The sequence below is a fragment of the bacterium genome, assembly GCA_019637795.1.
GTDB lineage: Bacteria > Desulfobacterota > Binatia > HRBIN30 > CADEER01 > JAHBUY01.
In genome coordinates this window covers 395,198-422,072 of sequence record JAHBUY010000001.1, presented here as the reverse complement: position 1 = coordinate 422,072, position 26,875 = coordinate 395,198, and the positions used below count along the sequence as shown (strand labels likewise).

The following is a 26,875-nucleotide window of genomic DNA, read 5'->3' as shown; positions in this document are numbered from 1 at the left end:
TCGCGGTGATGCGTGGGCGGGGCCGGCGATGATCGAAGCGCAGGACGGCGAGCTGGCGGCGATCGAAGCCCTGGTGCGCTTGCACGCCGCCGATCTCCCCTGGGGCGAGGTCTATCTCGAGCGCGCGCAGGCCCTGCTCGCGCCGCTCCTGCCCGAGGAGCGGTACGCCGCGCTGCGGCAGGAGCGCGCCCATCTCGGCGCGCTGACCCGGGAGCTGCGCCAGGGCGCCGAGCGCGGCGATTGGGCGACGGTGCGGACGCTGGCCCAGCGCGGCGCGCGCGACCGCCACCACCTGGCCGCGCACCAGCGCCTGCTGGCGCTCGGCGACGTCGTCTACGGGCCGCGCGTCTTCGTCGCCGACGCCGATGCCCTGGCGCTCAGCGGCCTGATCGTCCGGCCCAGCGCGCACCTCGGCCGCGCCCGCGACGAGTGCGTCGCCTGGCTCCGCCTGCTGATCGCGCGCGACCGCGAGCGGGCGGACTTCTATCGCGCCCGCCTGGCGCACTTCGAGCGTCTGGAGGTGGTCGCCGACGTGGCCGCGCCGACGCCGGTGAGCGCCGGCGACGTGCAGCGGCGCATCATCGAGGCGGCGGAGAAGGGCGACTTCGACCAGGCGGAGCGGTTGAGCGCGGCGCTCCTCGTCGCGATGCCGGAGAGCCGGCTGGCGCGCGTCCGCATTCCGCTGCCGCCGGCGAACCTCGTCGAATCGCTGCGCGCCCCGTTCGCCGACGACGTGGCGCGGCGGGCCGAGGCGCTCGGCCTGGCGATGATCGCCATCGCCGACGACGGGGCGTTGAACGACTACCTGAGCTGCGACTGCGCCGCCCGCGCCGCCTTCCCGGAGCGGCCGCTGACCGAAACCCACCGCGCCGCCGCCGGCAGCACCTGCGGTCACGCCTATCCACCGGGCATGTCGGGCACCCTGCGCCAGGCCCTCGACCTGCTCATGCTGCATCCCTTCGTCACCTCGGCCGGCACCCGCTACCTGCCGTACTTCGGCGCCGAGACCCTCCTCGTCGAGACCGTTCCGGAGAGCGATCCCAACGCCCGCACCCCGCTGCTCGACGCGCTGGCGCTGCCGCGCCGCCGCGCGCTGTCGCGGCGGGCGATCGAGGACTGCGTGCGCCGGCGCGGGCCGCGCGTCTGCGCCGACCTGGGGCTCGATCCGGCCGCGTACGCGGTGGTGCCGATTCCGTTCGACGTCTACCTGCGCCTGGCGCCGCAGTTCGGGTGGGGCCGGCAGGCGCTGTGGACCCACTTCGACGGCTACCAGGTCACCGAGGACCTGCACCTGCGCGCCCTGGTCGGCGGCGACGTCACCTACGGCGGCCCCGAGGATCTGTGCAGCGTCGCCAACGACTACGACACCGAGCGCCTGACGGCCCGCTTCGCGATCGTCCGCCGCGATCGTTTCGCCGCCCGCGAGACGCCGCCCGTCGCGTGATCTGAATCGACAGTTGGCGGCCGGAGACCCGGTCCGTCGACCGCGCTCGCGAACGATCGCGGCGGACCGCGCTTCCCTACTCGACCTTCGTGGGGCGGCGCTCCTTCGGATAGGGCACCGGCCGCGAGTGGTCCGCCATCAGGAAGGTCGCGCGCTCCACTGCCACGGCGACCCGGCAGCGCGGACAGACGGGTTTCATGGTGCTACCGGTCACGCCCTCCAGATAGGACAGGGCCGAATGACAGTGCGGGCATGGGCCGAACCAAGCGGACGCCATGGAAGAGGCCTCCATTCTGCTGCCGCCACGGATGGCAGCGGGCTGCCTCCTCCTCCACCGTCCTCACCGCTCCATGGCCACCATCGCCCATCGACCCCGCGACCGCAAGCGAGGGTGAGGTGCGGATGACCGCGGAGCGGGGCGCGCGATGGGCGATCCGCGCGGCCCGTCGCAACCAACCAATGGCGCGCGCCCGTTCATCACGCTTCTGTCACAGTTTGCGAGAGCCCTTGTCCGAACGCGCGCGGGCGCTCTACTGGGCCCGGGCGCAGCCATCACGGGTCTGTCGTCCGCGGCGCCGGCGCAGGTGGGCTTCGGCGGCGGGACCGGGTCCACGCGGCCACCACCCAAGGGGACGCATGCAGCGATCATCCGCCGGGGCCGGAACCTTTCTGCTCGAGTTGCTGAAGCCGTCGCACTACGACGACGACGGCTATGTGATCCAGTGGTGGCGCGGCAGCGTCCCCTCGAACTCGCTGTCGAGCCTCTACGGATTGGCGGCGAGCGCGAGTCAGCGGCAGGTGCTGGGCAGCGAGGTGCGGCTCGACGTGCGGGTGCGCGACGAGACCACCACCGTCCTGCCGCTGCGCCGGATCATCCGCCGCTTCGAGCGCAACCGGCGGCGCGGGCTCGTCTGTCTGGTCGGGGTGCAGACCAACCAGTTCCCGCGCGCCCTCGACATCGCGCGGCCGCTCCGGGCCGCCGGCATCCAGGTCGCCATCGGCGGGTTCCACGTCAGCGGCTGCCTGGCGATGCTGCCGGCGCTGCCGCCCGAGTTGGAGGAGGCGCGGGCGCTCGGCGTCACCCTCTTCGCCGGCGAGGCGGAGGGGCGGCTCGATGCGCTGCTGCGCGCCGCCGACACCGGCACCCTGGCGCCGCTCTACAACTTCATGAGCGATCTGCCCGGGCTCGAGGCGCAACCGTTGCCGGTGCTGCCGCGGCGCACCGTCCGCCGCTACCTCGGCAACATCGCCTCCTTCGACGCTGGTCGCGGCTGCCCGTTCAGTTGCAGCTTCTGCACCATCATCAACGTCCAGGGACGCACGTCGCGCCATCGCAGCGCCGACGACGTCGAACAGCTCATCCGCGTCAACGCCGCGCGCGGCATCCGCAGCTTCTTCATCACCGACGACAACTTCGCCCGCAACCGGAACTGGGAGGCGATTCTCGACCGCATCATCGCGCTGCGCCACGAGCACGGATTCAAGATCCATCTCAACATGCAGGTCGATACCTGCTGCCACAAGATCCCGAACTTCATCGCCAAGGCCGCGCGCGCCGGTTGCACCAAGGTGTTCATCGGCCTGGAGAACATCAATCCGGACAGCCTGCGGGCGACCTCCAAGGGGCAGAACCAGATCGACGAGTACCGCGCCATGCTGCAGGAATGGCGGCGGCGGCGCGTCCTCACCTTCGCCGGCTACATCCTGGGCTTTCCGCAGGACACCGTGGCGAGCATCGAGCGCGACATCGGCATCATCCAGCGCGAGCTGCCGATCGACGCGTTGGAGTTCTTCATGCTGACGCCGCTGCCGGGCTCGAAGGACCACCAGGAGCTGGCGCGCGCCGGCGTCGCCATGGACCCGGACATGAATCGCTACGACAGCGAGCACGTGACCACCGCGCACCCGCGGATGTCCGACGCCGAATGGGCCGGCATCTATCGCCGCGCCTGGCACCTGTACTACTCGCCGGATCACATCGCGACGCTCATCCGGCGCGCCATGGCCAACGGCACCAGTGGTCGCCGCGTCGCCGAGATGGCCTTCTACTTCTACGCCACGGCGGCTTTCGAGGGGGTCCATCCGCTGCAGGGCGGCCTGCTGCGACGCAAATTGCGCCGCCAGCGCCGCAGCGGGTTGCCGCGGGAGCCTCTCGCCACCTTCGCCGTCCGCCGCGTGCGCGACATCGTCACGACCTACGTGCCGACCCTGAAGCTGCTGTGGTCGATCGACCGCATGCGGCGCCGCATCGCGCGCGATCCGCGCCGCCGCGACTACTCCGACGCCGCCATCGCGCCGGCCGCGGTCGCCGATCTGGAGCTCTACCGCACGTCGGCGGCCGCCCAGCGGGCCGGCGCGCGCGCCGGGCGGCGCAGCGAGTTGCCGGTGGTCGCGGGCCGCGGCTGACCGGCGGCGGGGCCGTCGGACGCGCTCCTACGGACGCGCTTCGAACACCAGGTTGAAGGGCGTCTCGGCGGCGCGGCGGAAGCGGCTGAAGCCGCCGCGGGTGACGACGTCGCGCAGCCGCGCCTCGCCGGCCTGGGCGCCGAGCGCGGCGCCGACCTCCTGCGCCAGCGACGCCTGGGTGCAGACCAGGGTCGAGACCGAGTAGAGGATGCGGCCCAGCGGGTTGAGGTTGCCGGCGACCTGGTCATGGGCGAATGGCTCGACCAGCAGCCACGTGCCGTCGGTCTGCAGCGCATCGCGCACGTGCGCCGCGGCGCCGACGGGATCACCCATGTCGTGCAGGCAGTCGAAGCACGCCACCAGATCGTAGCGGCCGGGGAAGCTCTTGGCCGTGCCGACCTCGAAGCGCACCCGGTCGGCGACCCCGGCGGCGCCGGCCCGCTCGCTCGCCGCCGCCACCGACGGCGCGTGGTAGTCGAAGCCGACGAAGCGCGAGCGCGGGAAGGCCTTGGCGAGGATGATCGTCGAGGCGCCGTAGCCGCAGCCGACGTCGGCGACCTCCGCCCCGGCCTCGAGCTTCGCCTGCACGTCGTCGAGCGCCGGGATCCACTCGTCCACCAGGTGCGCGTTGTAGGCGGGGCGGAAGAACCGCTCCGTGCCGAGGAACAGCTCGGGATCGTGCTCGTGCCAGCCGACCCCGCGGCCGTGGCGGAAGGCCTCGACGACCTTCGGCGTCGCCCGCATCGCCGCCGTCATCCCCTGGAAGCCGCCGAGGACGCAGGCCGGGCTGCTCTCGTCGGTCAGCGCCACCGCGTGCTCCGGCGGCAGCTCGTAGCGCTCGCTCGCCGGGTCGTAGGTCACGTAGCCGGCCGCCGCCTGCCCGGCGAGCCACTCGCGCACGCTGCGCTCGGTGGTGCCGGTGCGCGCCGCCAGCTCGCTCGAGGTCAGCGGACCGGCGCCCGCCATGGCGCGGTAGAGCCCGAGCTTGTCGCCGATCACCACCAGCGCGGCGGTCAGCGCCGACCCTATGTCGCCGAGCGCCTGGTGTACGAAAGCCTCCAACTTCGCTTCGTCCATCGTGTCCTCCTCGTGATGGGGTAATCCGCATGACGCGGTGCCGATCTACCAGGGCACGAGCCGTGCCAACGATCGCCGGGAGACGAGACCGCTGCGTGTGCAGCGTGACGCGGTCGAATCGTAGCCCCAGCGCCTCGCCCGGGTCCACCCCCGTGGCCGAAGGTCACAGGCCGCGGCCCGGCCGATGGGCGCGCCTTCTGCCGTGATCGACGGCGGGTCGGGACGCGGTTCAGCCGCCGAAGAGGTGGGCGCACAGGGCGCCCACGTCGCGGGCGTCGACCAGGGCGTCGCCGTTGGCGTCGATGCCGGCGGTGGCGGCGGCGGCGCGGGCGGCGGTTTCGACCGGGCGGTCGCTTACCAGGCGGGCGCGGGCGAGGGCGACGAGGTCGGCGGCGGTGCGCTGGCCGTCGCCATTGCCGTCGCCGCGCCGCACGTCGGGGCCGGCCTGGTTGGTCAGCACCCAGTTGCCGTTGCCGCGCGCCGCGACGTCGTAGCGGCCGTCGCCGTCGAAGTCGGCGGTCGCGACGGTATTGGGGCGCAGACCCACCAGGTACGATCGCGGCGGGCCGACGCTGCGGTTGTCGCGCGCGGGGGCGATGGCGACGGCGTTGCCGATCTGGTCGGCGATCAGGATGTCCGGCCGCAGATCGCCGGTGACGTCGCGCAGCGCGATGGTGGCGCCGCTGACCGATGGGCCGGTCACCGGGGTGAACGTCCCGGCGGCGCTGCCGAAGAACAGGCGCGCCTGGCGGGCGCCGCTGGTGAGCACCGCGAGATCGTCGAAGCCGTCGCCGTCGATGTCGGCGGCGGCGAGGGCGAACGGGCCGAGGCCGGTGTCGAGCGCCTGCGGCGACTGGAACTGGCGCCCGGCGGCGCCGCGGAACACGGTGATGCTGCTGGTGCGGACGTTGCCGGCGGCGATGTCGCGGCGGCCGTCGCCGTCGAAGTCGCCGATGGCCACCCCCGCCGCCTCGCCGGCGAGCGGCAGCGACGGCGCGACGGTGAAGGTGCCGTCGCCATTGCTGAATAGGACGCCGACGCTGAGCCCGGAGCGGCCGGTGGCGACGACGTCGGGCAGGCCGTCGCGGTCGAGATCGCCGATGGCGACGCCGATCGCCGGGCCCGGCAGGTCGGCGCGCGGCGCCGGCGCGTAGCTGCCGTCGGGGCGGGCGAGGAAGACGTGCAGATCCGGCTGCTCGGCGTCGAAGGCCAGCAGGTCGAGCCGCCCGTCGCCGTTCACGTCGGCGGCGCGCACGTAGGCGGCGTCGACGCCGCTGGCCAGCACCAGCGGTGGCGCGAAGCCGCCGCCGGCGAGCGCCGGCAGGACGGCGAGCGTCTTGTCGCTGGCGACGGCGAGCAGCAGGTCGGGCAGGCCGTCGCCGGTGAGGTCGGCGGGCGAGAGGTCGCGGACGCCGCGGCCGGGCAGCAGCGATTCGACCGCGTCGTAGCCGCCGGGGCGGGCGAGCAGGACGACCGCCTCGCCGCCGAAGCTGCCCGAATTGGCGCTCACCAGATCGACGCGGCCGTCGTTGTCGAAGTCACCGCTGGCGACCGCGAACGGGCGCACCGGCGAGACGAAGTGGCGGGCGGGGCCGAAGGTGCCGTCGCCGCGGCCGGGAACGACGCTGAGGTCGCCGCTGGTGGTGTTGGCGGTCAGCGCGTCGAGCAGTCCGTCGCCGGTGATGTCGGCGAGCACCAGGGACACGGGGGCCTGGCCGGTGGCGACGGTGCCGGTCCTGGTCGCGCCGCCGAGGCCGTCGCCGCGGAACAGGGTGAGCTGGTCGCTGCCGCTGTCGGCGGTGACGACGTCGAGCCGGCCATCGCGATCGAGGTCGGCGAGCGCGAGGCGCAGCGGCGCCATGCCGGTGGGCTGGCTCACCGGCCGCGACACGCCGCCGGCGCCGTTGCCGAGCAGGATGGCGAGTTGGCCGTTGGTGGTGACGGCGGCGACGTCGAGCGCGCCGTCGCCGTCGAGGTGGCCGACGCCGACGCCGTACGCCTGGGCGCTCAGCCGCCGGCCCTGGGTCTCGGGGTCGAAGCTGAAGGTGCCGTCGCCCCGGCCGAGCAGGACGTCGATCTCGCCATTCGCCTCGGCGGCGATCGAGACGACGATGTCGAGGATGCCGTCGCCGTTCATGTCGGCGACCGCGACGCCGGCGGGATCGTGGCTGCACGGGCTCTGGCGCGGCGCCTGGAAGGTGCCGTCGCCGTTGCCGAGCATGATGTTCACCCAGTCGCCCTCGCCCTCGGAGATCACCAGGTCGAGGTAGGGGTCGTCGTTGAACAGCCCGGCGGCGACCTGCGACGGCGCCGACGAGGCGAACTGGTCGTCGAGCGGCGTGAAGTCGCCGTGGCCGTCGCCGAGCAGGACGGAGATCGTCGCCGCGTCGAAGTTGGTGGTCAGGATGTCGAGCGCGCCGTCGCCGTCGAAGTCGCGCACCAGGATGTCGTTCGGCATGCCGCCGATGGGGAACGACAACGGCGCCAGGAAGTCGACCGTCTGCTGCGCCCGGACGCCGGCGCCGCACAGCAGGATGGCGGCGACGGCGACACCGATGAGCGGACGGCGACGGCTATTCGTAGGTCGGGAAATGGCGTGGTCCGGCGACATCGACGGGCAGACCGCTGGGCACCGAGGCGGGCGCGAACGCCGCCGTGTCCAGCATGCGCGGATCGGTGAGCGCCTTGAGGAACTCGACCAGGTCCGCCACCTGCGCCTCGCTCAGATCGATGCGCCGCTGCCCCGGGCCGCGGCCGAGCACGACCGGATTGCGGGCGTCGAACACCGGGCCCGCCGGGTTGAGGCCGAAGGCCTGCATGGCGGGCTCGATCTGCGACAGGTCGTACGCGGCATAGGCCGCGGCGGGGTCGACGTGGTGGCGGATGGCGTCCTCGAGGGTCGCGTAGGCGCCGTTGTGCATGTACGGCGAGGTGAGGGCGACGCCGCGCAGCGGCGGCGTGCGGAACTTGAACCGGTCGCTCCGTTCGGTGGTGATCTCCTCGAGGCCGAAGTCCCAGTTCGTGCGGCCGCCGTAGCTGGCATCGCGCGCCGCCGATCGGCCGGTGCCGGGTCCGACCTGGGGCACGCCGATGTTGTAGTTGTCGAAGTCGCTGAACAGCTCGCCGGCGTGGCAGGAGGAGCAGCGGCCGCCGTCGAAGAACGCGATGGCGCCGCGCTTGGCGGCGGCGCTGAGGGCGCCGCGATCGCCGGCGAGGTAGGCGTCCCACGGCGCGTCGGTCATGATCAGGGACTCCTGGAAATGCCCGAGCGCGTCGGCGATGGCGAGGTAGCTGAGGTCGTCGTTGGGGCCGACGATCGGATCGAGCGGCGAGAGCATCAGGTCCGGCCGGTCGGGATATGCCTCCTCGAAGAGCGCGCGGTAGGCGGGGGTGAAGTCGATGCGGGTGGTGAGGGCCTCGCGGATCTCGGGGTTGGCCTCCTCCGCGTCCTCGATGCTGCCGTCGCTGTGCGGGAAGTTGCCGGTCATCTCGACCAGCTCGGTGACCGGAATGTGCCCCTGGGCGGTGAGCAGGGAGCGGACGAACATGTCGCCCTCCGGCGCCGGCAGGCGGAAGCCCTCCTCGGGATCGCACTGGTTCACGTCGGTGCTGCGGTTGTCGATGAAGCGGAAGCGGCCGTTCCACATCAGGCGCGGGAACAGCGCGGCGTTGATCAGCGACGGGCTGTTGCGGCTGTTGAGCGGCGAGGCGCGCTCGGGGCCGACGACGTTGCCATCGCTGCCCGGCGCCGGCGCCGGGTGGCAGGTGATGCTCACCTCGGGAACCAGGTCGCAGAAGACGCCGCGGGCGATGTTGCGCGCGTCGCTGAACTGGAAGGCGGCGTGATGGCAGGTGGCGCACGAGGTCTGCTCGACGCCGCTCAGCGCGTGGTCGAAGAACAGCAGACGCCCGAGCTCGATCCGCTTCTCGAGCAGCGCCGTCTGCTCGGCGCCGAGGGGCGGATGATCGAGCGTCGGATGGCCGTGCAGATGGTTGTCGGCGATCAGGCGCTCGAGCCGGCGGTCGAGGGACGCGGCGCCGTTGCCGCCGCCGCTCCCGCCGCCACCGCAGGCGGCGAGCGATAGGGAGAGCGATACGGCGATCGCGAGGGCAAAGCGGGCGCGGCGAGCGGCGCCCACGGGCGACGCGGTGTTCGACATGCGCCTTCAGCTTTTTTCACTTTTGCGCGATTGATTCAATGTACGCCGCGTCCGCGGCGGCGGGCCCGCTGGGCCCGACGGGCGGGCGGGAGACGGGGCGCGGCGCCGGGGGAAACGCCGTTCGCCCCTTGCGGCGGCCGGCGCATCCTGTACGTGGCTGGGGCCGACGACCGCCGCCGATGCCCGCCGCCGAGATCGACCATCTCCTCGCCGTCCTGCTGCTGCAGATCGCGGTGATCATCGCCGTGGCGCGGGTCCTCGGCCTCGCCTTCCGCGCCCTGCGCCAGCCGCAGGTGATCGGCGAGGTGGTGGCCGGCATCCTGCTCGGACCGTCGCTGTTCGGCTGGCTGGCGCCGGCGCCCGCCGCCGCCCTGTTTCCCGCCTCGGCGATGCCGTTCCTCAAGCTGCTGAGCGAGGTCGGCATCATCCTCTTCATGTTCCTGATCGGCCTCGAGCTGGATCCGGCGCTGCTGCGGCAGCGCGGGCGCGTGGCGGCGGTGATCTCGCTCACCGGGATCGCGCTGCCCTTCGCGCTCGGGGCGTGGGTGGCGGTGGCGCTCTACCCGGCGCACGCCGGTCCGTCGGCGACGGCGGCGGGATTCTCGCTCTTCCTCGGCGCGGCCATGGCGATCACGGCATTTCCGGTGCTGGCGCGCATCCTCATGGAGCGCGGCCTGCTGCGCACCCGGCTGGGCGCGCTGGCGCTCACCTGCGCGGCGGTCGACGACGTCGCCGGCTGGACGCTGCTGTCGCTGGTCGCCGCCGTCGGCGCGGCGCGCGGTGGGATCGGCGTCGCCGGCGTGCTGGCGCAGGTGGCGCTCTACGCCGCGGCGATGCTGGGCGTCGTGCGTCCGCTGCTGGCGCGGCTTGCGGCGCGGGCCGTCGGCCGGGTGACGCCCAACGTGTTGGCGGCGATGCTGGTGCTGCTCATGCTGAGCGCGCTGGCGACGCAGTCGATCGGCATCCACGCCCTGTTCGGGGCCTTCCTCTTCGGCGTCGTCGTGCCCAAGCGCGATGGCTTCGCGCGCGCGCTCGGCGCGACGGTGGAGGACTTCGCCACCGTCTTCCTGCTGCCGCTCTACTTCGCCTACACCGGTCTGCGGACACAGATCGGCCTGCTGGACGGGCCGGGCGAGTGGGCGCTGGTGGCGCTGCTGATCGCGGTCGCGGTCGCCGGCAAGCTCGGCGGCACGCTCATCGCCTCGCGCCTGGTCGGCCTCGGCTGGCGCGACGCCGCCGGGCTCGGCGTGCTGGTGAACACCCGCGGTCTCATGGAGCTGATCATCCTCAACCTCGGTCTCGACCTCGGCCTGATCGGCCCCGAGGTGTTCGCGATGATGGTGCTGATGGCGATCGCCACCACCATGATGGCGGCGCCCGTCCTGGCCTGGCTCTACCCGCCGGCGTCGCGCGAGGCGGACGCCGCCCGCTGACCCGTTCAGCGGCGGCCGAGGAAGCGCTCCTCGGTGTCGTGCCAGGCGTCGTCGTGGGTGATGGCGAGCAGCGCCTGGTTGACGCGGCTGAGCAGCGGGCTGCCGTCGGGCAGGGCGACGCCGTAGAGCAGCGGCTCGAGGACGATCGGCGACACCTGCAGGCGGCCGGTCCACGACTGCGACACCAGCGCCCGCAACACCGGCAGGGTGCCCACCACCGCGTCGACGGAACCGCGATCGAGCGCCGCCAGCGCGTCCTCGTAGGTCGGGTAGGTGGCGTAGGCGACGTGGCGGTGCCCGAGGTAGTCGGCGCCGGCGCCGCTGTCGACGACGCCGAGCCGCATGCGCAGCAGATCGGAGGGGTGTTCCACCGCGCCGCGCAGGTGGGCGAGGGTGAGCACCGAGGTGACGGTGGCGGTGAGAAAGGCGACGGCGACGACGCCGACGAACATCCACACCAGCGCCAGGGCGCGGCCGGTGGTGGTCTTCGGGGTCGCGTCGCCGTAGCCGACGGTGGTCATGGTCACCGCCGCCCACCACACGCCCATCGACACGCTCTCGCGCATCGAGCCGCCGAAGTCGGTGCTGTGCGAGCGCCGCTCCACCAGGGCGATCAGCACGCCGACGACGAGCACGCTGGCGATGATCCCGCCCACCATGGTCAGCAGGCGCGGGTCGAGCAACGCGCGCATGAGCGCGCTCCACAGCATGCCGTCCTGCTGCCGCTGGGCGAAGCCGAGGCCGGTGACCAGGTAGGGCTGGCTGAAGTCGTGCACGGCCTCGCCCTCCGGGGTCACCGGGATGGCGCCGATCGCGGCGTCGATCGAGTGGTCGGCGAGGGCGTGGGTGACGTCACCCATGGCGATCGGCCGCAGCTCGTAGGTGAGCCCCACCTGCGCCGCGATCTGCTCCCAGACGACGACCCCGAGGCCGGTCCAGACGCCGTCGTCGTTCTGGTACGACAGCGGCCGGCTGTCGGTGACGCCGACGATCAGCGGCGTCGGCGGCGGCGCGCTCTGCGCCGCGCCGGCGGCCGGGGCGAGGAGGGCGAGAACGGCCAAGAGGGCAGGGCGGCGCATGAGCAGCCGCCTACTCCGCTGCGCCCGCGGCCACAAGCGCGATCGTCCGCGCGCGCCATCGCGCCCGCGGGCCGGACGGTCACCAGCCCTCGTCGGGATCCGGAACGTCGCCGCGGAGGAGCGCGACGTCCGCGGCATCCCGGAGCGCCTTGCTGCGTCGCCGGCCGGGATCCGCGGCGGCGCGTTCCTTCATGGTGATCAGATCGGCCGTCGTGACGACGCGCACCGGCACGCCGCCGACCGGGATCACCTCGGACCGTTCGATCATCGGGTCGAACGAGGGATCGAAGACGATCTGGAGAGGCTCGCCGCTGGCATGGCGGAAGTTGACGCTGTGCGCGAATTCGCCGCGCGGCTCGAAGCCCGCGGCGACGAGGGCGCGCACCGTCGCGGCACGGTCAGCGGTCGACACGACGGCGAGGTCGGTGTCGAGCGTGGCGCGCGGCAGGCCGGAACGGATGCCCACCGCCACCCCGCCGATCAGGGCGCACGCCGCGGCCACCTGGTCGAGGGCACGCACCGCGTCTCGCAGGGCGCCCACCTTGTCCGCCGGTTCGTCCATGGTCGTCCCTCCGGCCCCCGCCGTGGCGATCCGCTGGCGCTCCCGGCGCGACAGTTCGGCGATCGTTTCGATGCGCGCGCCGGCCATCCCGCGCGCGACCCTATCACCAGCCGGCCGGTCGCGGAACGCCGGGTTCCGTCGGTCCCCTCGGCGGCCGTCGTGGGGGCGCATGGCGCCCCCCGTGTCCTCGATGGCCCGTTGTGGTTAGGATTCGGGTCCATGCGCCAAGGCTCTCGCGTCGGCCGCCGACGGTGTGGTGACGCCCGACGGCAGGATGGCCGGCATGCCCTGTGAACATCCCGCCGCCATTCGCGCGGTGACGGCGCGCTCCGCCGGGCGAGCGCTGGCGCTGGTGTCATGTCGACGAGGCGGGCGTCTGACACGCCCGCCATCGCCAGCGCGGCCGGCGGCCGCGCGCTGACGGCCATGGCCGACGAGCGCGATCGCGACGAGGCGGCGGGTGGCGAGCCGCCGGCGCATCACGCCTATCCACCCGACCTGGCGGCGGCGGTGCTGGCGGCGTTGCGCCGCCGCGGCGACGGCGCCGTCGCCTCGCCGCTGCTCGAGCCGGCGCGCCTCGAGTCGCTGCTCTCGACCGCCTACCAGGCGAGCCTGCTGCGCGACGAGGGGCGGCAGGTGATCTTCCGCCTGCTGGTCGCGCCGCCCGAGGTGATGCCGGAGGGCGGCGGACCGCCGAGCGGCCTGCACGTGCTGCGCTTCCGCGAGCGCCGGCTCTGCGACGTCAGCGAGCTGCGCCGGCTCGCCGCCGCGGCGCCGTACCATCGGGCGCTGATCGGCGCCTGCATCGGCGACGGCGGCCGGCCGGCGCTGTGGGGCATCGTCCACGCCGGCGCGCGCTGGCTGCGGGTGCGCACCGGCGGCCGTCTGCCGGCGCCGGCGCTGCCGCGCGCCCTGGTGGTGAGCGTCGGCGGCCCCGGTCGCATCGAGGTGGAGCTGGGCGACGAGGTGCTGGCGCGGCTCGAGGCCGGCCGCATCGGCGGCACCACGGTCGACGTCTTCGCCTCGCAGTGGCTGCCGCGCCGCTTCGCGGCGGTGCGCGCGGCCCTCCTGGCGGAACACGCCGCCGACCGCGCCACGGCGAAGGTGCCGTGGGCGCCGCTCGACGAGAGCCTGATCCGTGGCATCGGCCAGCACATGGTGCGTCAGCTCATCGCCGTCATCCGCGCCGCCCGCCACGGCGCCACCGTGCTGGTCGTCCCGTCCGCGGCGGAGGCGGCGCTGTCGTCGCCGCCGTCGTTCCTGCGCGTGCACTATCGCCTCGCCGACGGCGAGGCGCGGCGCCGTTACCGGACCCTGATCCTGCGCATCATGGATACGCTGGCGGCACAGCACGCCGGACCGCTGGCCGAGGCGGTGGGCTGGGCGGAGTACCGGCACAGCAGCGGGGCGACGGTCGCGGGGCTGGACGAGGCGTTGTTCGAGGTCGCGCACCTGATCGCCGGCTTCGCCGCGGTCGATGGCGCCGTGCTGATGACCCACACCTTCGAGCTGCTCGGCTTCGGCGCCGAGATCGCCGGCAACCTGCCCGACGTGCCGGTGGTGATGCGGGCCCACGACCTCGAGGGCACGGTGCGCGTGCCCGAGTCCACCGAGCGCGTCGGCACCCGGCACCGCTCCGCCTACCGCCTCTGCCAGGCGATGCCCGAGGCGGTCGCGATCATCGTCTCGCAGGACGGCGGCGTGCGCTTCGCCTGCTGGCAGGACGGCGCCGTCACCTACTGGCACTACCTGTCCGGGCACCTGCTCGCCGCCTGACCTGGAGGCCGCGCGCCCGCGCCGCCGGGCGACGCGGGCGCATCATCCGTCGCGCCCAGGCGATCCCTCTCGCGAGGCGGTCGCGTCGTACGGCGGCGCGGGCGCGCGGCCCTCCAGGGCGCGTTTCCTCAGCAGCCAGGTCGAGAAGCGGCGCAGGCTGACGTAGAACACCGGCGTCAGGAACAGGCCCAGGGCGGTGACGCCGAGCATGCCGCTGAACACCGCCGTGCCGAGGGCGCGGCGCATCTCGGCGCCGGCGCCGGTGGCGCGGGCGAGCGGCAGCACGCCGAGGATGAAGGCGAACGAGGTCATCAGGATCGGGCGCAGGCGCAGCCGGCAGGCCTCGACGGCGGCGCTGAACCAGTCCTTGCCGTGCTCCTCCTGCTGCTTGGCGAACTCGACGATGAGCACCGCGTTCTTCGCCGCCAGGCCGATCAGCACCACGAAGCCGATCTGGGCGATGAGGTTGTTGTCGATGCCGCGCAGCCACAGGCCGGCGAGGGCGAAGGGCAGGCACATCGGCGCGATGGCGATGATCGCCAGCGGCAGCGACCAGCTCTCGTACTCGGCGGAGTGGACGAGGAAGACGAACAGCACGCAGAGCGGGAAGATGAACAGCGCCGTGTTGCCGGCGAGCTGCGCCTGGTAGGCGATGTCGGTCCAGGCGATGGCGGTGCCCGGCGGCAGGACCTCGTCGGCGAGGCGCTGGATGGTCGCCATGGCGGTGCCGAGGCTGCCGCCGGCGGCGGTGTCGCCGGTGATCTCGGCGCTCGGGTACATGTTGTAGCGGACGACGCGGTCGGGGCCGTTGCGCCACTGGACGTCGAGCACCGAGCCGAGCGGCACCATGCCGCCGGAGGCGTTGCGCGTCTTCAGCCGCGCGATGTCCTCGGGCTCGGCGCGGTAGCTGCCCTCGGCCTGGGTGCGCACCTGGAAGGTGCGGCCGAAGAGGTTGAAGTCGTTGACGTACACCGAGCCGAGGTAGACCTGCAGGGTGTCGAAGATGTTGGCGATCGGGACGTTGAGCTTCTCGGCGCGGATGCGGTCGACGTCGGCATAGAGCTGCGGCGTGGCGGCGCGGAAGGTGGTGAACACGCCGGTGAGGTGGGGATCGTGCTTGGCGGCATCGACCAGTTGGTCGGCGGCGTCCTGCAGCGCGGCGAGCCCGCGCCCGGCGCGGTCCTGCACCAGCAGCTTGTAGCCGCCCGAGGTGCCGAGCCCGCGCACCGGCGGCGGCGGGATGACGAAGATGTCGGCGTCCTGGATCTCGCTCAGCCGGCCGCGCAGGGCGTGGATCAGCTCGTCGGCGGTCGGGCTCGCGGCGGTGCGCTCCTCGAACGGCTCCGGGCCGACGAAGATGGCGCCGGCGTTGGAGGCGTTGGCGCGGGTGGCGCCGGAGAAGCCGGCGAAGGCGACCGCGAAGCGGACGCCGGGCGTCTTCAGGATCACGTCCGACGCCCGGCGGATGACGGCGTCGGTGCGCTCCAGCGAGGCGCCGTCCGGGAGCTGGATGGCGACGATCAGGTAGCCCGTGTCCTGGGCGGGAATGAAGCCGCTCGGCAGCACCTGGAACCCGACGCCGGCCGCGGCGAACAGCAGCAGGTAGACGGCGAAGGCGATGACCGAGCGTCGCAGCAGCCACCGCACCGCCCCGGCGTAGCCGTGCGCCAGCCGTTCGAAGCTGTGGTTGAACCAGCGGAAGAAGCGCCCGAAGAGGCGCTCCCACAGGCGCTCGAACCAGTCCGCGGGCGCGTCGTGCGGCCGCAGCAGCAGCGCGCACAGGGCGGGGCTGAGCGACAGCGAGTTGAAGGCCGAGAGCAGCGTCGAGACCGCGATGGTGAGCGCGAACTGGCGGTAGAACTGGCCGGAGATGCCGCCGACGAACGCCGTCGGCACGAACACCGCGCACAGGCCGAAGGCGATGGCGATCACCGCCGGCGTCACCTCGTCCATCGCCAGGCGCGCCGCGTCGCGCGGGGTCATGCCGCTGGCGATGTGGCGCTCGACGTTCTCGACCACGACGATCGCGTCGTCGACGACGATGCCGATCGCCAGCACCAGGCCGAAGAGCGACAGCATGTTGAGCGAGAAGCCGAGCGCCGCCATGGCGGCGAAGGTGCCGATCAGCGACACCGGGATCGCCAGCAGCGGGATGAGGCTGGCGCGCCAGCGCTGCAGGAACAGCAGGACCACCAGCACGACCAGCCCGACCGCCTCGTACAGCGTGTGGATGACGGCGTTCACCGACTCGCGCACGAACACCGTCGGGTTGTAGAGGATGCGGTACTCCAGGCCGGCGGGGAAGTGCGAGGCCAGCTCGCGCATCGTCGCCTCGATCGCGTCGGCGGTGGCGAGCGCGTTCGAGCCGGGGCGCTGCAGGATGGCGATCGCCACCGCCGGCTGGTTGTTGAGGTAGCTGTTGACGGCGTAGTCGCGGGCCCCGAGCTCGATGCGGGCGACGTCGCGGACGCGGATCAGCCGCCCGTCCTCGCCGCTCTTGATCACCACCTGCTCGAACTGCTCCGGCGTCAGCAGCCGGCCGAGGGTGACCACGGGGAGCTGGAACGCCTCGCCGGCCGGCACCGGCGGCTGGCCGATGATCCCGGAGGCGACCTGGATGTTCTGTTCGCGCAGCGCCGCCACGACGTCGCCGGTGGTCAGGTTGCGCGACGCCAGCCGCTCGGGGTCGAGCCAGATGCGCATGCTGTACTCGCGCAGGCCGAACAGGTTGACGTCGCCGACGCCGTCGACCCGGGCCAGCGCGTCGCGCACCTGGATGAGCGCGTAGTTGCCGATGTAGAGCTGGTCGAAGCGGCCGTCCGGCGACAGCAGATGGATCACCATCAGCAGGTCGGGCGACGACTTCAGGGTCGTGATGCCGATGCGGCGCACGTCCTCGGGCAGCCGCGGCTCGGCGATCGCGACGCGGTTCTGCACCAGCACCTGCGCCTTGTCGAGATCGGTGCCGAGCTTGAAGGTGATGGTCAGCACCATCTGCCCGTCGGTCGTCGACTGCGAGGACATGTAGAGCATGTCCTCGACCCCGTTCACCTCCTGCTCGATCGGCGTCGCGACGGTGTTGGCGATCACCTCCGGCGGCGCGCCGGGATACGAGGCGCGGACGACGATGGTCGGCGGCACCACCTCCGGGTACTGCGCCACCGGCAGCGCGCGATAGGCGAGGGCGCCGACGATGATGGTGACGATGGAGATGACCGAGGCGAAGATCGGCCGGTCGATGAAGAACCGCGACATGGATCAGGGCGTGGCGGGCGCCGCCGCGGTCGCCGCCGGCGTGGCGAGTTGCGGATCGACGAGGGCGTCGGTCTTCGCCCGCTGCACGCCGGTGACGATGATGCGGTCGTCGGCGTTCACCCCCTCGCGCACCACCCGCAGGCCGTCGATCATCGGGCCGAGGACGATCGGACGGTAGCGGGCGCGGTTCTCGGCGTCGACGACGTAGACGAACTTGCGCGCCTGGTCGGTGCCCACCGCCGCGTCGGGGATGAGCAGCGCCGCGTACTCGCCGCTGCCGATGAGACGGACGCGGGCGAAGAGGCCGGGGCTGAGCAGCAGGTCGGGGTTGGCGAGCACCGCCCGCGCCGCGATGGTGCCGGTCTGCTCGTCGAGCCGGTTGTCGACGAAGTCGACGTAGCCCTGGTGCGGGAAGCCCTCCTCGTCGGCGAAGGCGATCTGCACCGGATTGCGCGTGTCGCGCGAGCTGGGGCGTTTGCCCTCCTGGGCCAGGCGCACGTACTTCAGATAGGAGCGCTCGTCGGCCTCGAAGTAGACGTAGATCGGGTCGAGCGAGACGATGGTGGTCAGCAGCGTGCCCTGGGTTCCGGAGCTGCCGTTCACCAGGTTGCCCTCGGTCACCAGCTTGCGGCTCACCCGGCCGCTCACCGGCGCCCGCACCTCGGTGTACTCGACGTCGAGGTGCGCGGCTTCCAGCGCCGCCTGCGCGGCCTGCACCGCCGCCGCCGCCTGTCGCGCCTCGGCGGCGCGCGTGTCGGCCTCCTCCTGCGAGATGGCGTTGCGCGCCACCAGCCGACTGGCGCGTTCGTAGCGGCTCTCCGCGAGCTCGAGCCGCGCCTTGGCGAGCGCCAGCTCAGCCTCGGCGCGGCGCAGGATGGCGGTGTACGGCCGCGGATCGATGATGAACAGGACGTCGCCCTTCTTCACCATCGCGCCGTCGGTGAACTTCACCGCTTCGAGATAGCCGCTCACCCGCGCCCGCACCTCGACCGCGTCGATCGCCTCCAGCCGGCCGGTGTACTCGTCCCACTCGACCACCGACTTCGCCACCGGCGTCGCCACCGTCACCTTCGGCGGCGCGACGCTCGCCGGCGGCGGCGCCTGGGCGCAGGCGGCGAGCAGCGCGGCGAGCGCGAGCAGCGCCCTGGAGGTCCGCGCTCGCGCGCCGCCGCGGCCCGCGCGGCCCTCCGGGATCGTCGAGGCGGCGCGTCTCACGGCGCCTCCCCCGCCTGCTCGGCGAGGTAGGCGTGCAGGAGTTGCACGGCCGTCGAGCCCTCGCCGACGGCGGCGGCGACGCGTTTCACCGAGCCGCTGCGCACGTCGCCGACCGCGAACACGCCGGGGTGGCTGGTCTCGAGCCGCATCGGCGGCCGCGCCAGCGGCCAGGCGGCGGCGCGCAGCGCCTCGGCGCCGATGTCGTCGCCGGTGAGGATGAAGTGCTTGTCGTCGAGCGCGACGCAGTCGCGCAGCCAGGTGGTGTGCGGCTCGGCGCCACAGAAGAGGAAGACGTGGCGGATGGGCCGCGGCGCCCGCGCGCCGGTGGCGCGGCTGGTCCACACGACGCCCTCGAGCACGCGGTCGCCGAGCAGCTCGGTGATCTCGGTCTCGGTGTGCAGGGTGATCCGGCTGGTCGTGGCGATGCGGCGGATCAGGTAGTCGGACATGCTCGCCGCCAGCCCGGTGGCGCGCACCAGCACGTGCACGTGCTTGGCGTGCGCGGCGAGGAAGACGGCGGCCTGGCCGGCGGAGTTGCCGCCGCCGACGACGATCGCCTCCTCGCCGCTGCACAGCGTCGCCTCCATCATGGACGCCGCGTAGTAGACGCCGCGGCCCTCGAAGCGCTCGAGGTTGTCGACCGTGTCGAGCTTGCGGTAGCGGGCGCCGGTGGCGAGCACGACGGCGCGCGCGGTGAGCCGCTCGCCGCCGTCGAGGATGACCACGGTGCGGCGCCGGTGCCCGCACTCGAAATCGACCGCGCGGCGCGGGATCGCCACCTCGGCGCCGAACTTCTGCGCCTGGACGAAGCCGCGGCCGGCCAGCGCCTGGCCGGAGATGCCGGTGGGGAAGCCGAAGTAGTTCTCGATCTTCGAGCTGGAGCCGGCCTGGCCGCCGGGCGCCTTGGCGTCGACCACCACCACCGACAGGCCCTCCGACGCGGCGTAGACCGCGGCCGCGAGCCCCGCGGGACCGGCACCGATGACGACGACGTCGACGGTCCGGCCGTCGAGGCGATCGGGGGTGAGGGCGATGGCGTCGGCGAGCTCGCGAATGCCGGGGCGCCGCAGCACCTGGCCGCCGATGGTGATCGCCACCGGCAGCTCGTCGACGGTGACCCCGTGCAGGTCCATCACCGCCGCCGTGTCGGCATCGTCGTCGAGGTCGAGGTAGACGTGCGGCTGGCCGTTGCGTTCCAGGAACTGGCGCAGGGCGTGGGTGTCGGGGGCGCGGCGCGAGCCGATCAGCGTCAGGCCGGCGTCCGGCTGGTCGATCAGGGCGACGCGGCGCAGGATGAAGGCGCGCATGATCAGCTCGCTCAGCTCGGCGCGGTTGACCACCAGCTCGTGCAGCTTCGCCTCGGCGATCACCAGCACGCGGCTCGGCTCGCGCGCCCGCCCGCTGGCGATGGCGCCGCGGCCGGCGAGCACGCCGACCTCGCCGGTGAACTGCCCCGGCAGGTGGGTGACGATCGGCACCTCGCTGCCGTCGCGGCCGTGGCGCACGATGTCGACGGCGCCCGACAGCACCACGAACATCGGCACGTGCCGCTCGCCCTCGGCGAACAGGATCTCGCCGGCGGCGTAGGTGCGGTGGTCGCCGAACGGCAGCAGGTCCAGAAGCTGGGCGTCGCTGAGACGCGGGAACATCTGTTCGCCGCGCGTCTCGACCATGCGGGTGGGGGAGGGATGGCTCATGCGATGTTCCCGTCGAGGCGGCGCGGCGGCGTCACCGCGCCGCCTCCGTTGGCGCCGCCGACGCGGCGGCGACCTGTTGCGCTGGCGGCGCCGTTCCCGCGTCGGGATCCCAGCCGCCGCCGAGCGCCAGGTAGAGCTGGACGACGCTGCGCGCCACGTTGCCGTCGGTGATCGCCAGGCGCTCCTCGAGGTCGAGCAGCGTGCGCTGCGCGTCGAGCACGTTCTGGAAGTCCACGGCGCCGTCCTTGTACAACAGGATCGAGAGGTCCAGCGCCTCGCTCGAGGCCGCCACCGCGTCGGCGACGGCGCCGCGCTCCTCGCGCGTCTGGCCGTAGGCGGCGAGCGCGTTCTCCACCTCCTGGAGCGCGATCAGCAGTTGCTGCTCGTAGCGCGCCAGGACCTGCGCCGTGAGCGCTTCCTCGGCGTTGAGCTGGGCGCGCAGCCGGCCGGCGTCGAACACGTTCCAGACCATCGCCGGGCCGACGGTGAAGCTGCGGCTCGGTCCCTCGATGAGATTGGCGACCTGGGTCGAGTCGAAGGCGAAGGTGCCGAGCAGGACGAAGCGCGGATAGAGGTCGCCGACGGCGACGCCGATGCGCGCCGTCGCCGCCGCGAGTTGGCGCTCGGCGCGGCGGATGTCGGGCCGCTGGCGCAGCAGGTTGACCGGCAGGCCGACGCCGAAGCGCTCCGGCGGATGCGGGATCGGCGCGCTGTCGGCGAGGCGGCTGCGCAACGCCCCCGGCTGCTCGCCGAGCAGGACGCCGAGCCGGTTGAGCTCGATGGTCATCGCCAGCTCGAGCGGCGGGATCAGCGTCCGCGTGCTCGCCAGCACCTGCGTCGCCTGCGCGACGTCGAGGCCGGAGGCCAGGCCGAGCTCGAAGCGGGTCCGGGTCAGGCGGAAGATCTCCTCCTGCGAGGCGAGGTTCTGGTGCGCCACCGACAGGCGTTGCTGGATGGTGCGCAGCGTCACGTACGACTGCGCGACGTCGGCGCAGACGATCACCAGCACGTCGCGCAGATCGTCCTCGCTCGCCTGCGCGAGCGCGTTCGCCGATTCGACCGAGCGCCGGACCCGTCCGAAGACGTCGAGCTCCCAACTGGCGGCGAGGCCGATGGTGTACTCGGCGTAGACCTGCGGCGTGGGCGGGTTCGGCACCTGCGGCGCGTCGGTGGTGTCGCCGCTGAACGCCGGGCCGTTCTCGCTCGCCAGATTGCCGGTCACGGTCGAGGTGCTGTCGAGCTGCGGGAACAGCGCCGCGCGGGCGATGCGGTAGCGGGCGCGCGATTCGTCGACCCGCGCCACCGCCTCGCGCAGCGTGAGGTTGCCGTGCAGCGCCTCGGTCACCAACCCGTCGAGGGTCGGATCGCCGAGCAGCGTCCACCAGCGCGAGAGGTCGGCCGGCTGCTGCGTGACGCCGCTCGACAGCTCCTCCCACCCCTCCGGCATCGCCGGCTCGGGCGGGTGGTAGTCGGGGCCGACGGTGCAACCGCCGAGGAGCAGGACGGCCAGCGCGGCGCCGGCGGTGGCGGAGGGCAAGCGGGACATCGACGTCGCCAGGCAGCCTGACACAGACGCCGGCCGGAGACGATATGGCTTGACGAGGGTGGGATCGTCCGCGGCCGCTCCCGGGCGGGGCCATCGACACGGCGCGCGATCCCTGGTGTGCTGGCGCCGGCCCGCCATGACGAGCATCGCCGAGTACCACGAGCGCAGCAAGCATTCGCCGGCCAGCGTGCGCGCCAGTCGCCACACGCTCGACTGGGCGATCCAGCCGCTGCCGTTCAAGATCTACGAGGACGCGCCGGCGCTGCCCCTGCCGCGCGACCTCGGCGCGTCGGCGCGGCCGGCGCTGTCGGCGCTCGCCGCGCCGGGCGGCGGCGAGGTCGCGACGCCCGACCTGCGGCACCTGGCGCGGCTGCTGCACCTGAGCGCCGGCATCACCCGGCGCCGGACGTATCCCGGCGGCCAGGTGATGGACTTCCGCGCCGCCGCCTGCACCGGCGCGCTCTACCACATCGACGTCTACGTGGCGTGCGGCGCGCTGCCCGGCCTGGCGGCGGGCGTCTACCAGTTCGGGCCGCATGACGGCGCGCTGCACCAGTTGCGCCGCGGCGATTTCCGCGCCGTGCTCGCCGAGGCGAGCGGCGGCGAGCCGGCGGTCGCCGCCGCGCCGGCGCTCCTGGTCTGCGCGTCGACCTTCTGGCGCAACGCCTGGAAGTATCAGGCGCGCACCTATCGGCACTGCTTCTGGGACGCCGGCACGCTGCTCGCGAACCTGCTGGCGGTGGCGGCGGCCGACGGCGTGCCGGCGCGGGTGGTGGTCGGCTTCGCCGATGCGGCGGTGAACGCGCTGCTCGGGCTCGACGGCGCGCGCGAGGTCGCGTTGTCGCTGGTGGCCCTCGGCCGCGGCGCGCCGCCGCCGCCGGCGCCGGCGGTTCCGACGCTGCGCCTGGCGACCCGACCGCTGTCGGCGCGCGAGGTCGACTATCCGCTGATCCGCGCCGCGCACGCGGCGACCTCACTCGCCGACGCCACCGCGGTGCGCGCCTGGCGGACGCGTCTGGCGGCCCTCGCGCCGCGCCCGGCGGCGGCCGGCATGGGCGAGCCGGTTCCCCTCCCGGCACCAGCTCCGGCGCCGGCGCGCCCGATCGACGAGGTGATCCGCCGTCGCGGCTCGGCGCGACGCTTCGCCCGCGCCCCGATCGCCTTCGACGCCCTGGCGGCGATGCTGCGCGCCGCCAGCGGCGGCATCCCGTTCGACGACGGCAGCGACGGCATGGCGCTGGTCGAGCCGCACCTGATCGTCCATGCGGTCACCGACCTGCCGCCCGGTACGTACGCCTTCGACCGCCGGGCGCCGGCGCTGACGCCGCTGTCGCGTGGCGATCTCCGCGCCGTCGCCGGTCATCTCGACCTCGGCCAGGCGCTGGCCGCCGAGGCGGCGGTGAACGTCTACTGTCTCGCCGACCTGCCGCGCCTGCTCGACGCCGGCGACCGCAGCTATCGCGCCGCGGCCCTCGCCGCGGCGATCGCCGGCGGCAAGCTCTATCTCGCCACCTACGCCCTCGGCCTCGGCGCCACCGGCCTGACCTTCTTCGATGACGACGTCATCGAGCTCTTCTCGCCGCACGCCGCCGGCAAGGCCGTCATGTTCCTGGTCGCCGCCGGCCCCCCCGCGCCGCGCCTCTGAGGTCCCGCGCGGCCAGACGCCGGCGCGCCGCCGTCACGGCGCGGCCAGCGGCCGGCCGCAGCGATCGGTGGTCGGCTTCGGGGTGGGCGCGGCGTCGGCGATCATCGTCGACACCTGCGGCTCGATGCTGAGCTCGGTCGCCTGTTCCGGCGCCACCTGGAAGTAGCCGCCGGTCACCGTGTCGGCGAGGCCCGTGGTCATCCACCACGTGCCCTCGAGGACGCCGGCGGCGCCGCTGAACAGGGTCACCCCGGGGCCCATGCCGGCGATCTGCCACGGCCACCACTCCTGGGTGTTCCAGGCGTACGCGGCGCCGCCCGCCATCTGGCGGAAGGGCAGGATGGGGCCGTTCAGCACCGCCGTCGGGCCGCGCAGCATGTCGCTCGGCGCCCACTGCTCGACGCAGCCGCCGGCTGCGTCGACGACCCAGGCGGCGCGCGCCGGAGCGGAGAGGAGCAGGGGGACGAGAAGGAGCGAGAGCAGCCGCCGCATCGGCGCACGCTTGGCGACCGCGGCGCGAGCTGTCAAGCGCGCGCCCGCGGCGGGGCACGGCGGCGCGCCTCGGAGGCCGTCGGTGTTCCTCCGCGCGGCGCTGTGGTGAAATGCGCTGGTGAGCCAGCTCCCCAGCGCCGCGCGGATGATGGAGTGGATCGCCACCATCGTGGCGCAGGGGCTGCGCCGGCCGGCGTATCCCGCCGATCGTTGGGTGGAATCGTGGGCGGCGGAACGACTGCGCCAGCTCGGCGTCGCCGACGTCCGTCTCGAGCCGCTCGCGTTGCCGTACTGGGCGCCGCGGCGGGCCGAGCTGCGATTCGCCGGCGAGTCGTTCACCGGCTTTCCCCTGCCGCACGCCGCCGGCGGCGACATCGAGGCCGCGCTGGTGCGCGAGGGGGGCGAGCTCGCCGGCGGCATCGCCGTGTCCGAGCTCGCCCTGCTGCGGATGCCGCAGAGCGGCTTCCGCCTGCTCGCCACCGCCGCCTACGATCCCGACGCCGATTTCGACACCCTGGAGCAGGTGCTGCCGTTCGGCGCCCGATTCCGCGAGGTGATGGATCCCGCCATCGCGGCCGGCGCGGTCGGCTTCGTCGGCCTGCTCACCGGCTTTCCCTGGGAAACGCGCGACTACTACGTGCCGTACGATGCGATCGCCCGTCCGATCCCCGGCCTGTGGCTGTCGGCCGGCGACGGACGCCGGCTGCTGGCTGGTCTCGGCGACGCCGCGCCGCGGGCGCGTCTGACGGTCGAGGTCGACCGCCACCCGGCCACCTCGCACAATGTCGTCGGCACGCTGCCCGGCGCCTCGGACGAGTGGGTGATCATCGCCTCGCACCACGACGCCCCGTGGGCGTCGGCGGTCGAGGACGCCTCGGGCGTCGCCATGGTGCTGGCGCAGGCGGCGTACTGGGCGGCGCAGCCGCGCGCCGCGCGGCCGCACAACCTCCTCTTCCTGCTCAGCGCCGGCCACATGGCCGAGGCGGCCGGCACGCGCGCCTTCATCGCCCGGCATGCCGGGCTGTTGCCGCGCGTCGTGCTCCAGGTGCATCTCGAGCACGCGGCGCGCCGCTGCCTGCCGGTGGACGGCGCGCTGGTGCCGACCGACGAGCCGGAGGTGCGGTGGTGGTTCACCAGCCGCAATCCGCGGCTCGAGGCGGCGGTCGGCGCCGCGTTGCGGGCGCACGACCTGCGCCGCTCGCTCGTCCTGCGGCCGGACGTCTTCGGGCCGATGCCGACCACCGACGGCGCCTATTTCCATCCCGCCGGCGTGCCGCTCGTGCATTTTCTCACCGCGCCGATGTATCTGTTCGACTCGTGCGACACGCTCGACAAGATCCACGTCGCCAGCCTCGAGCCGGTGGGGCGCGCGGTGACCGAGATCATCGACGCGACCGCGGGCGTGTCGGCGGCGGCGATGCGCGCCGGGATCGTCACCTGAGGCGCGGCGGCGGGCTGCTGCTGCCGCTGCTGCTGATCGCGGCGTGCGGCGGCAGCGACGGCGCGGCGCCCCCGGCGACGCCGACGCCGGTCGCCACGGCGACCGCGACCGCGCCGCTCACCGCCACCGCGCCACCGCCGGCGACCGCCACCGCGCCGTTCACCGCGACGGCGCGGCCGTCGCCGACGCCGACCTGGACACTGGCGCCGGCGGCGAGCGCGACGGCGATCGCCACCGCCAGCGCGACCCCGTCGGCCACCGCGCCCCCGACGATCGACGACGAGCTGCCGCCGGCGCTCGACAATGGCGCCGACGGCCGCAACCCGTTCGGCGACCCGAACCACGTGCGCCCCGCCGATGCCTGCGCCGACACCCTGCGCGACAGCGCCGGCTCGTTGTTGCTGCGCATCCTGCCGCGCGGACCGCTCGCCGACGACGGCGGCCTCGCCTTCACCGCCGGCGCCTGCGTGTACCTGCCGCCCGGGTACCTCAGGAGCGGCCTCGCCTATCCGGTCATCTACCTGCTGCACGGCGGCGGCGGCGACCAGGCCGACTGGATGGTGTTCGGCCAGGTGCCGGCGATCATGGACGCGGCGATCGCCGCCGACCCGAGCGCCGCCGCCATCGTCGTCGCGCCGGACGGCACCGACGCGCAGTGGTACGACAACATCGACGGCAGCCTGCGCAACCAGCGCTACGTGCTCGACCACCTGATTCCCTACGTCGACCGGCACTTCCGCACCATCGCCTCGCGCGACGGCCGCGCCATCGACGGCCTGTCGAACGGCGGCTATGGCGCGCTGCACCTCGCCGCCAGGGCGCCGGACCGGTTCGTCGCCGCCGGCTCGATGTCGGGCAACCTGGCGGGGCTGACCTTCGTCGGCCTCGCCGCCGGCACCGCGCCGGCGTTCGCCCGCGGCAGCCTGCCGGTGGAGCTGGCGAGCAACCTCGACGGCATCGACGTGACGATGGACATCGGCACCGTCTGCGACGCCGATCGGATGGTCGACAACTGCCTCGCCTACCAGTTCGAGCAGGTGTTCGTTCCCGCCAACCGCGCCTTCAGCAGCCGCCTCGCCGCGGTGCGAGCGGCGGGGGACGGCGGGCTGGAATACCGCGAGGGCGAGGGGGCGCACGCCTGGCGCTGGTGGTCGCCGTGGCTGCGCGATCGCCATCTGCCATTCCTGCTCGCGCGCCTCGCCGATCCCCACCCGGCCGACGTCGCCGATCCGTCGCCGACGCCGCGCGCCGATTTCCGCTACCGCTCGGTGGCGCCGTCGTTCAGCGTCTGGGGCTACCAGGTCGACGTTGCGCGCGACGTGCGCGAGTTCCTCGATCTGCGCCACGTCGACCGCGACGGCTTCGAGATCCAGGGCTCGGGCCGCGCCACCGTGCGCACCGCCGGCATCTACCGGCCGGGCGCGGCGTACCGGGTCGGCGGCGCGGCCGACGCGCCGCAGGTGCTGGTCGCCGACCCGGACGGCAGCCTGCGCATCGAGGTCGATCTCGGGCCGTCGCACGTCGTCGAGCAGTTCACGCCGCCGGCCAACGCCGCCGAGGCGGCCGGCGGCTACTGGACGGTGCGCCGCGTGACGATCGGCGAGGAGGACGCATGACGGCACAGACCGGCGCCGCGGTAGCGGCGCC

At 73.6% G+C, this 26,875-nt stretch carries 19 protein-coding genes; 7 read left to right on the top strand and 12 right to left on the bottom strand.

Going from position 1 to position 26,875, the window contains the following annotated elements; genetic code table 11:
- Window positions 1–28 precede the first annotated feature (28 nt).
- Window positions 29–1,444, top strand: a complete 1,416-nt coding sequence (locus tag KF840_01875) for a hypothetical protein (GenBank protein MBX3023637.1) — start codon at window positions 29–31, stop codon at window positions 1,442–1,444.
- A gap of 76 nt (window positions 1,445–1,520) precedes the next feature.
- Here KF840_01875 and KF840_01870 read toward each other — a convergent pair whose 3' ends face one another.
- Window positions 1,521–1,658: a hypothetical protein gene (locus tag KF840_01870; protein MBX3023636.1), complete on the bottom strand. Its 138-nt coding sequence runs from the start codon at window positions 1,656–1,658 to the stop codon at window positions 1,521–1,523.
- A gap of 422 nt (window positions 1,659–2,080) precedes the next feature.
- On the opposite strand from KF840_01870, the gene KF840_01865 reads away from it, so the two are divergent.
- Window positions 2,081–3,850, top strand: coding sequence for a radical SAM protein (locus KF840_01865; GenBank protein MBX3023635.1), 1,770 nt, complete (start codon window positions 2,081–2,083; stop codon window positions 3,848–3,850).
- Window positions 3,851–3,877: 27 nt separating this feature from the next.
- Here the strand turns inward: KF840_01865 and KF840_01860 are convergent, their stop codons facing one another.
- The 3 genes from KF840_01860 to KF840_01850 form a co-directional block, all read right to left on the bottom strand.
- Entirely contained in the window at window positions 3,878–4,927 is a 1,050-nt protein-coding gene (locus KF840_01860; protein MBX3023634.1) for a methyltransferase domain-containing protein, read from the bottom strand.
- 229 nt (window positions 4,928–5,156) lie between these two features.
- Window positions 5,157–7,538 (bottom strand): VCBS repeat-containing protein, encoded by a 2,382-nt coding sequence (locus KF840_01855; protein ID MBX3023633.1) that lies wholly within the window; start codon window positions 7,536–7,538, stop codon window positions 5,157–5,159.
- Window positions 7,501–9,087 (bottom strand): hypothetical protein, encoded by a 1,587-nt coding sequence (locus KF840_01850; GenBank protein ID MBX3023632.1) that lies wholly within the window; start codon window positions 9,085–9,087, stop codon window positions 7,501–7,503. The genes KF840_01855 and KF840_01850 overlap by 38 nt, the downstream gene beginning before the upstream one ends.
- A 179-nt stretch (window positions 9,088–9,266) precedes the next feature.
- On the opposite strand from KF840_01850, the gene KF840_01845 reads away from it, so the two are divergent.
- Window positions 9,267–10,520: a cation:proton antiporter gene (locus tag KF840_01845; protein ID MBX3023631.1), complete on the top strand. Its 1,254-nt coding sequence runs from the start codon at window positions 9,267–9,269 to the stop codon at window positions 10,518–10,520.
- A gap of 5 nt (window positions 10,521–10,525) precedes the next feature.
- On the opposite strand, the gene KF840_01840 is transcribed toward KF840_01845, so the two are convergent.
- Window positions 10,526–11,599, bottom strand: a complete 1,074-nt coding sequence (locus KF840_01840; protein ID MBX3023630.1) for a transporter substrate-binding domain-containing protein — start codon at window positions 11,597–11,599, stop codon at window positions 10,526–10,528.
- 79 nt (window positions 11,600–11,678) lie between these two features.
- Window positions 11,679–12,161, bottom strand: coding sequence for a nucleotidyl transferase AbiEii/AbiGii toxin family protein (locus KF840_01835; protein MBX3023629.1), 483 nt, complete (start codon window positions 12,159–12,161; stop codon window positions 11,679–11,681).
- Window positions 12,162–12,518: 357 nt separating this feature from the next.
- On the opposite strand from KF840_01835, the gene KF840_01830 reads away from it, so the two are divergent.
- On the top strand, window positions 12,519–13,937 hold the full coding sequence (locus KF840_01830; protein MBX3023628.1) for a hypothetical protein: 1,419 nt from the start codon (window positions 12,519–12,521) through the stop codon (window positions 13,935–13,937).
- A 42-nt stretch (window positions 13,938–13,979) separates the two neighbouring features.
- Here the strand turns inward: KF840_01830 and KF840_01825 are convergent, their stop codons facing one another.
- The 4 genes from KF840_01825 to KF840_01810 form a co-directional block, all read right to left on the bottom strand.
- Window positions 13,980–17,192 carry an efflux RND transporter permease subunit gene (locus KF840_01825; protein ID MBX3023627.1) on the bottom strand — a complete coding sequence of 1,071 codons (3,213 nt, stop codon included), beginning with the start codon at window positions 17,190–17,192 and terminating at the stop codon, window positions 13,980–13,982.
- Window positions 17,193–17,195: 3 nt separating this feature from the next.
- Entirely contained in the window at window positions 17,196–18,314 is a 1,119-nt protein-coding gene (locus KF840_01820; protein ID MBX3023626.1) for an efflux RND transporter periplasmic adaptor subunit, read from the bottom strand.
- 89 nt (window positions 18,315–18,403) lie between these two features.
- Entirely contained in the window at window positions 18,404–20,104 is a 1,701-nt protein-coding gene (locus KF840_01815; GenBank protein MBX3023625.1) for an FAD-dependent oxidoreductase, read from the bottom strand.
- Between the two features lie 31 nt (window positions 20,105–20,135).
- Complete coding sequence (locus tag KF840_01810) at window positions 20,136–21,650, bottom strand: efflux transporter outer membrane subunit (protein MBX3023624.1); 1,515 nt, start codon at window positions 21,648–21,650, stop codon at window positions 20,136–20,138.
- 136 nt (window positions 21,651–21,786) lie between these two features.
- Between KF840_01810 and KF840_01805 the strand changes: the two genes are divergently transcribed.
- Window positions 21,787–23,295, top strand: a complete 1,509-nt coding sequence (locus KF840_01805) for a SagB family peptide dehydrogenase (protein ID MBX3023623.1) — start codon at window positions 21,787–21,789, stop codon at window positions 23,293–23,295.
- A gap of 33 nt (window positions 23,296–23,328) precedes the next feature.
- Here the strand turns inward: KF840_01805 and KF840_01800 are convergent, their stop codons facing one another.
- Window positions 23,329–23,787 carry a hypothetical protein gene (locus KF840_01800; GenBank protein MBX3023622.1) on the bottom strand — a complete coding sequence of 153 codons (459 nt, stop codon included), beginning with the start codon at window positions 23,785–23,787 and terminating at the stop codon, window positions 23,329–23,331.
- A 145-nt stretch (window positions 23,788–23,932) separates the two neighbouring features.
- On the opposite strand from KF840_01800, the gene KF840_01795 reads away from it, so the two are divergent.
- Window positions 23,933–25,228: a M28 family peptidase gene (locus KF840_01795; GenBank protein ID MBX3023621.1), complete on the top strand. Its 1,296-nt coding sequence runs from the start codon at window positions 23,933–23,935 to the stop codon at window positions 25,226–25,228.
- Here the strand turns inward: KF840_01795 and KF840_01790 are convergent.
- Window positions 25,221–25,487: a hypothetical protein gene (locus KF840_01790; protein MBX3023620.1), complete on the bottom strand. Its 267-nt coding sequence runs from the start codon at window positions 25,485–25,487 to the stop codon at window positions 25,221–25,223. The genes KF840_01795 and KF840_01790 overlap by 8 nt on opposite strands.
- An 85-nt stretch (window positions 25,488–25,572) precedes the next feature.
- On the opposite strand from KF840_01790, the gene KF840_01785 reads away from it, so the two are divergent.
- A complete protein-coding gene (locus KF840_01785; GenBank protein ID MBX3023619.1) occupies window positions 25,573–26,844 on the top strand; it encodes a hypothetical protein in 1,272 nt (423 codons plus the stop codon).
- The last annotated feature ends 31 nt before the right edge of the window (window positions 26,845–26,875 follow it).

What these genes read in the sequence shown, in the direction of transcription:
- KF840_01875 (MBX3023637.1), top strand. Translation starts at nt 29, where the DNA reads ATGATCGAAGCGCAGGACGGCGAGCTGGCGGCGATCGAAGCCCTGGTG.
- KF840_01865 (MBX3023635.1), top strand. Translation starts at nt 2,081, where the DNA reads ATGCAGCGATCATCCGCCGGGGCCGGAACCTTTCTGCTCGAGTTGCTG.
- KF840_01860 (MBX3023634.1), bottom strand. Translation starts at nt 4,927, where the DNA reads ATGGACGAAGCGAAGTTGGAGGCTTTCGTACACCAGGCGCTCGGCGAC.
- KF840_01855 (MBX3023633.1), bottom strand. Translation starts at nt 7,538, where the DNA reads ATGTCGCCGGACCACGCCATTTCCCGACCTACGAATAGCCGTCGCCGT.
- KF840_01850 (MBX3023632.1), bottom strand. Translation starts at nt 9,087, where the DNA reads ATGTCGAACACCGCGTCGCCCGTGGGCGCCGCTCGCCGCGCCCGCTTT.
- KF840_01845 (MBX3023631.1), top strand. Translation starts at nt 9,267, where the DNA reads ATGCCCGCCGCCGAGATCGACCATCTCCTCGCCGTCCTGCTGCTGCAG.
- KF840_01840 (MBX3023630.1), bottom strand. Translation starts at nt 11,599, where the DNA reads ATGCGCCGCCCTGCCCTCTTGGCCGTTCTCGCCCTCCTCGCCCCGGCC.
- KF840_01835 (MBX3023629.1), bottom strand. Translation starts at nt 12,161, where the DNA reads ATGGACGAACCGGCGGACAAGGTGGGCGCCCTGCGAGACGCGGTGCGT.
- KF840_01830 (MBX3023628.1), top strand. Translation starts at nt 12,519, where the DNA reads ATGTCGACGAGGCGGGCGTCTGACACGCCCGCCATCGCCAGCGCGGCC.
- KF840_01825 (MBX3023627.1), bottom strand. Translation starts at nt 17,192, where the DNA reads ATGTCGCGGTTCTTCATCGACCGGCCGATCTTCGCCTCGGTCATCTCC.
- KF840_01815 (MBX3023625.1), bottom strand. Translation starts at nt 20,104, where the DNA reads ATGAGCCATCCCTCCCCCACCCGCATGGTCGAGACGCGCGGCGAACAG.
- KF840_01810 (MBX3023624.1), bottom strand. Translation starts at nt 21,650, where the DNA reads ATGTCCCGCTTGCCCTCCGCCACCGCCGGCGCCGCGCTGGCCGTCCTG.
- KF840_01805 (MBX3023623.1), top strand. Translation starts at nt 21,787, where the DNA reads ATGACGAGCATCGCCGAGTACCACGAGCGCAGCAAGCATTCGCCGGCC.
- KF840_01800 (MBX3023622.1), bottom strand. Translation starts at nt 23,787, where the DNA reads ATGCGGCGGCTGCTCTCGCTCCTTCTCGTCCCCCTGCTCCTCTCCGCT.
- KF840_01795 (MBX3023621.1), top strand. Translation starts at nt 23,933, where the DNA reads ATGATGGAGTGGATCGCCACCATCGTGGCGCAGGGGCTGCGCCGGCCG.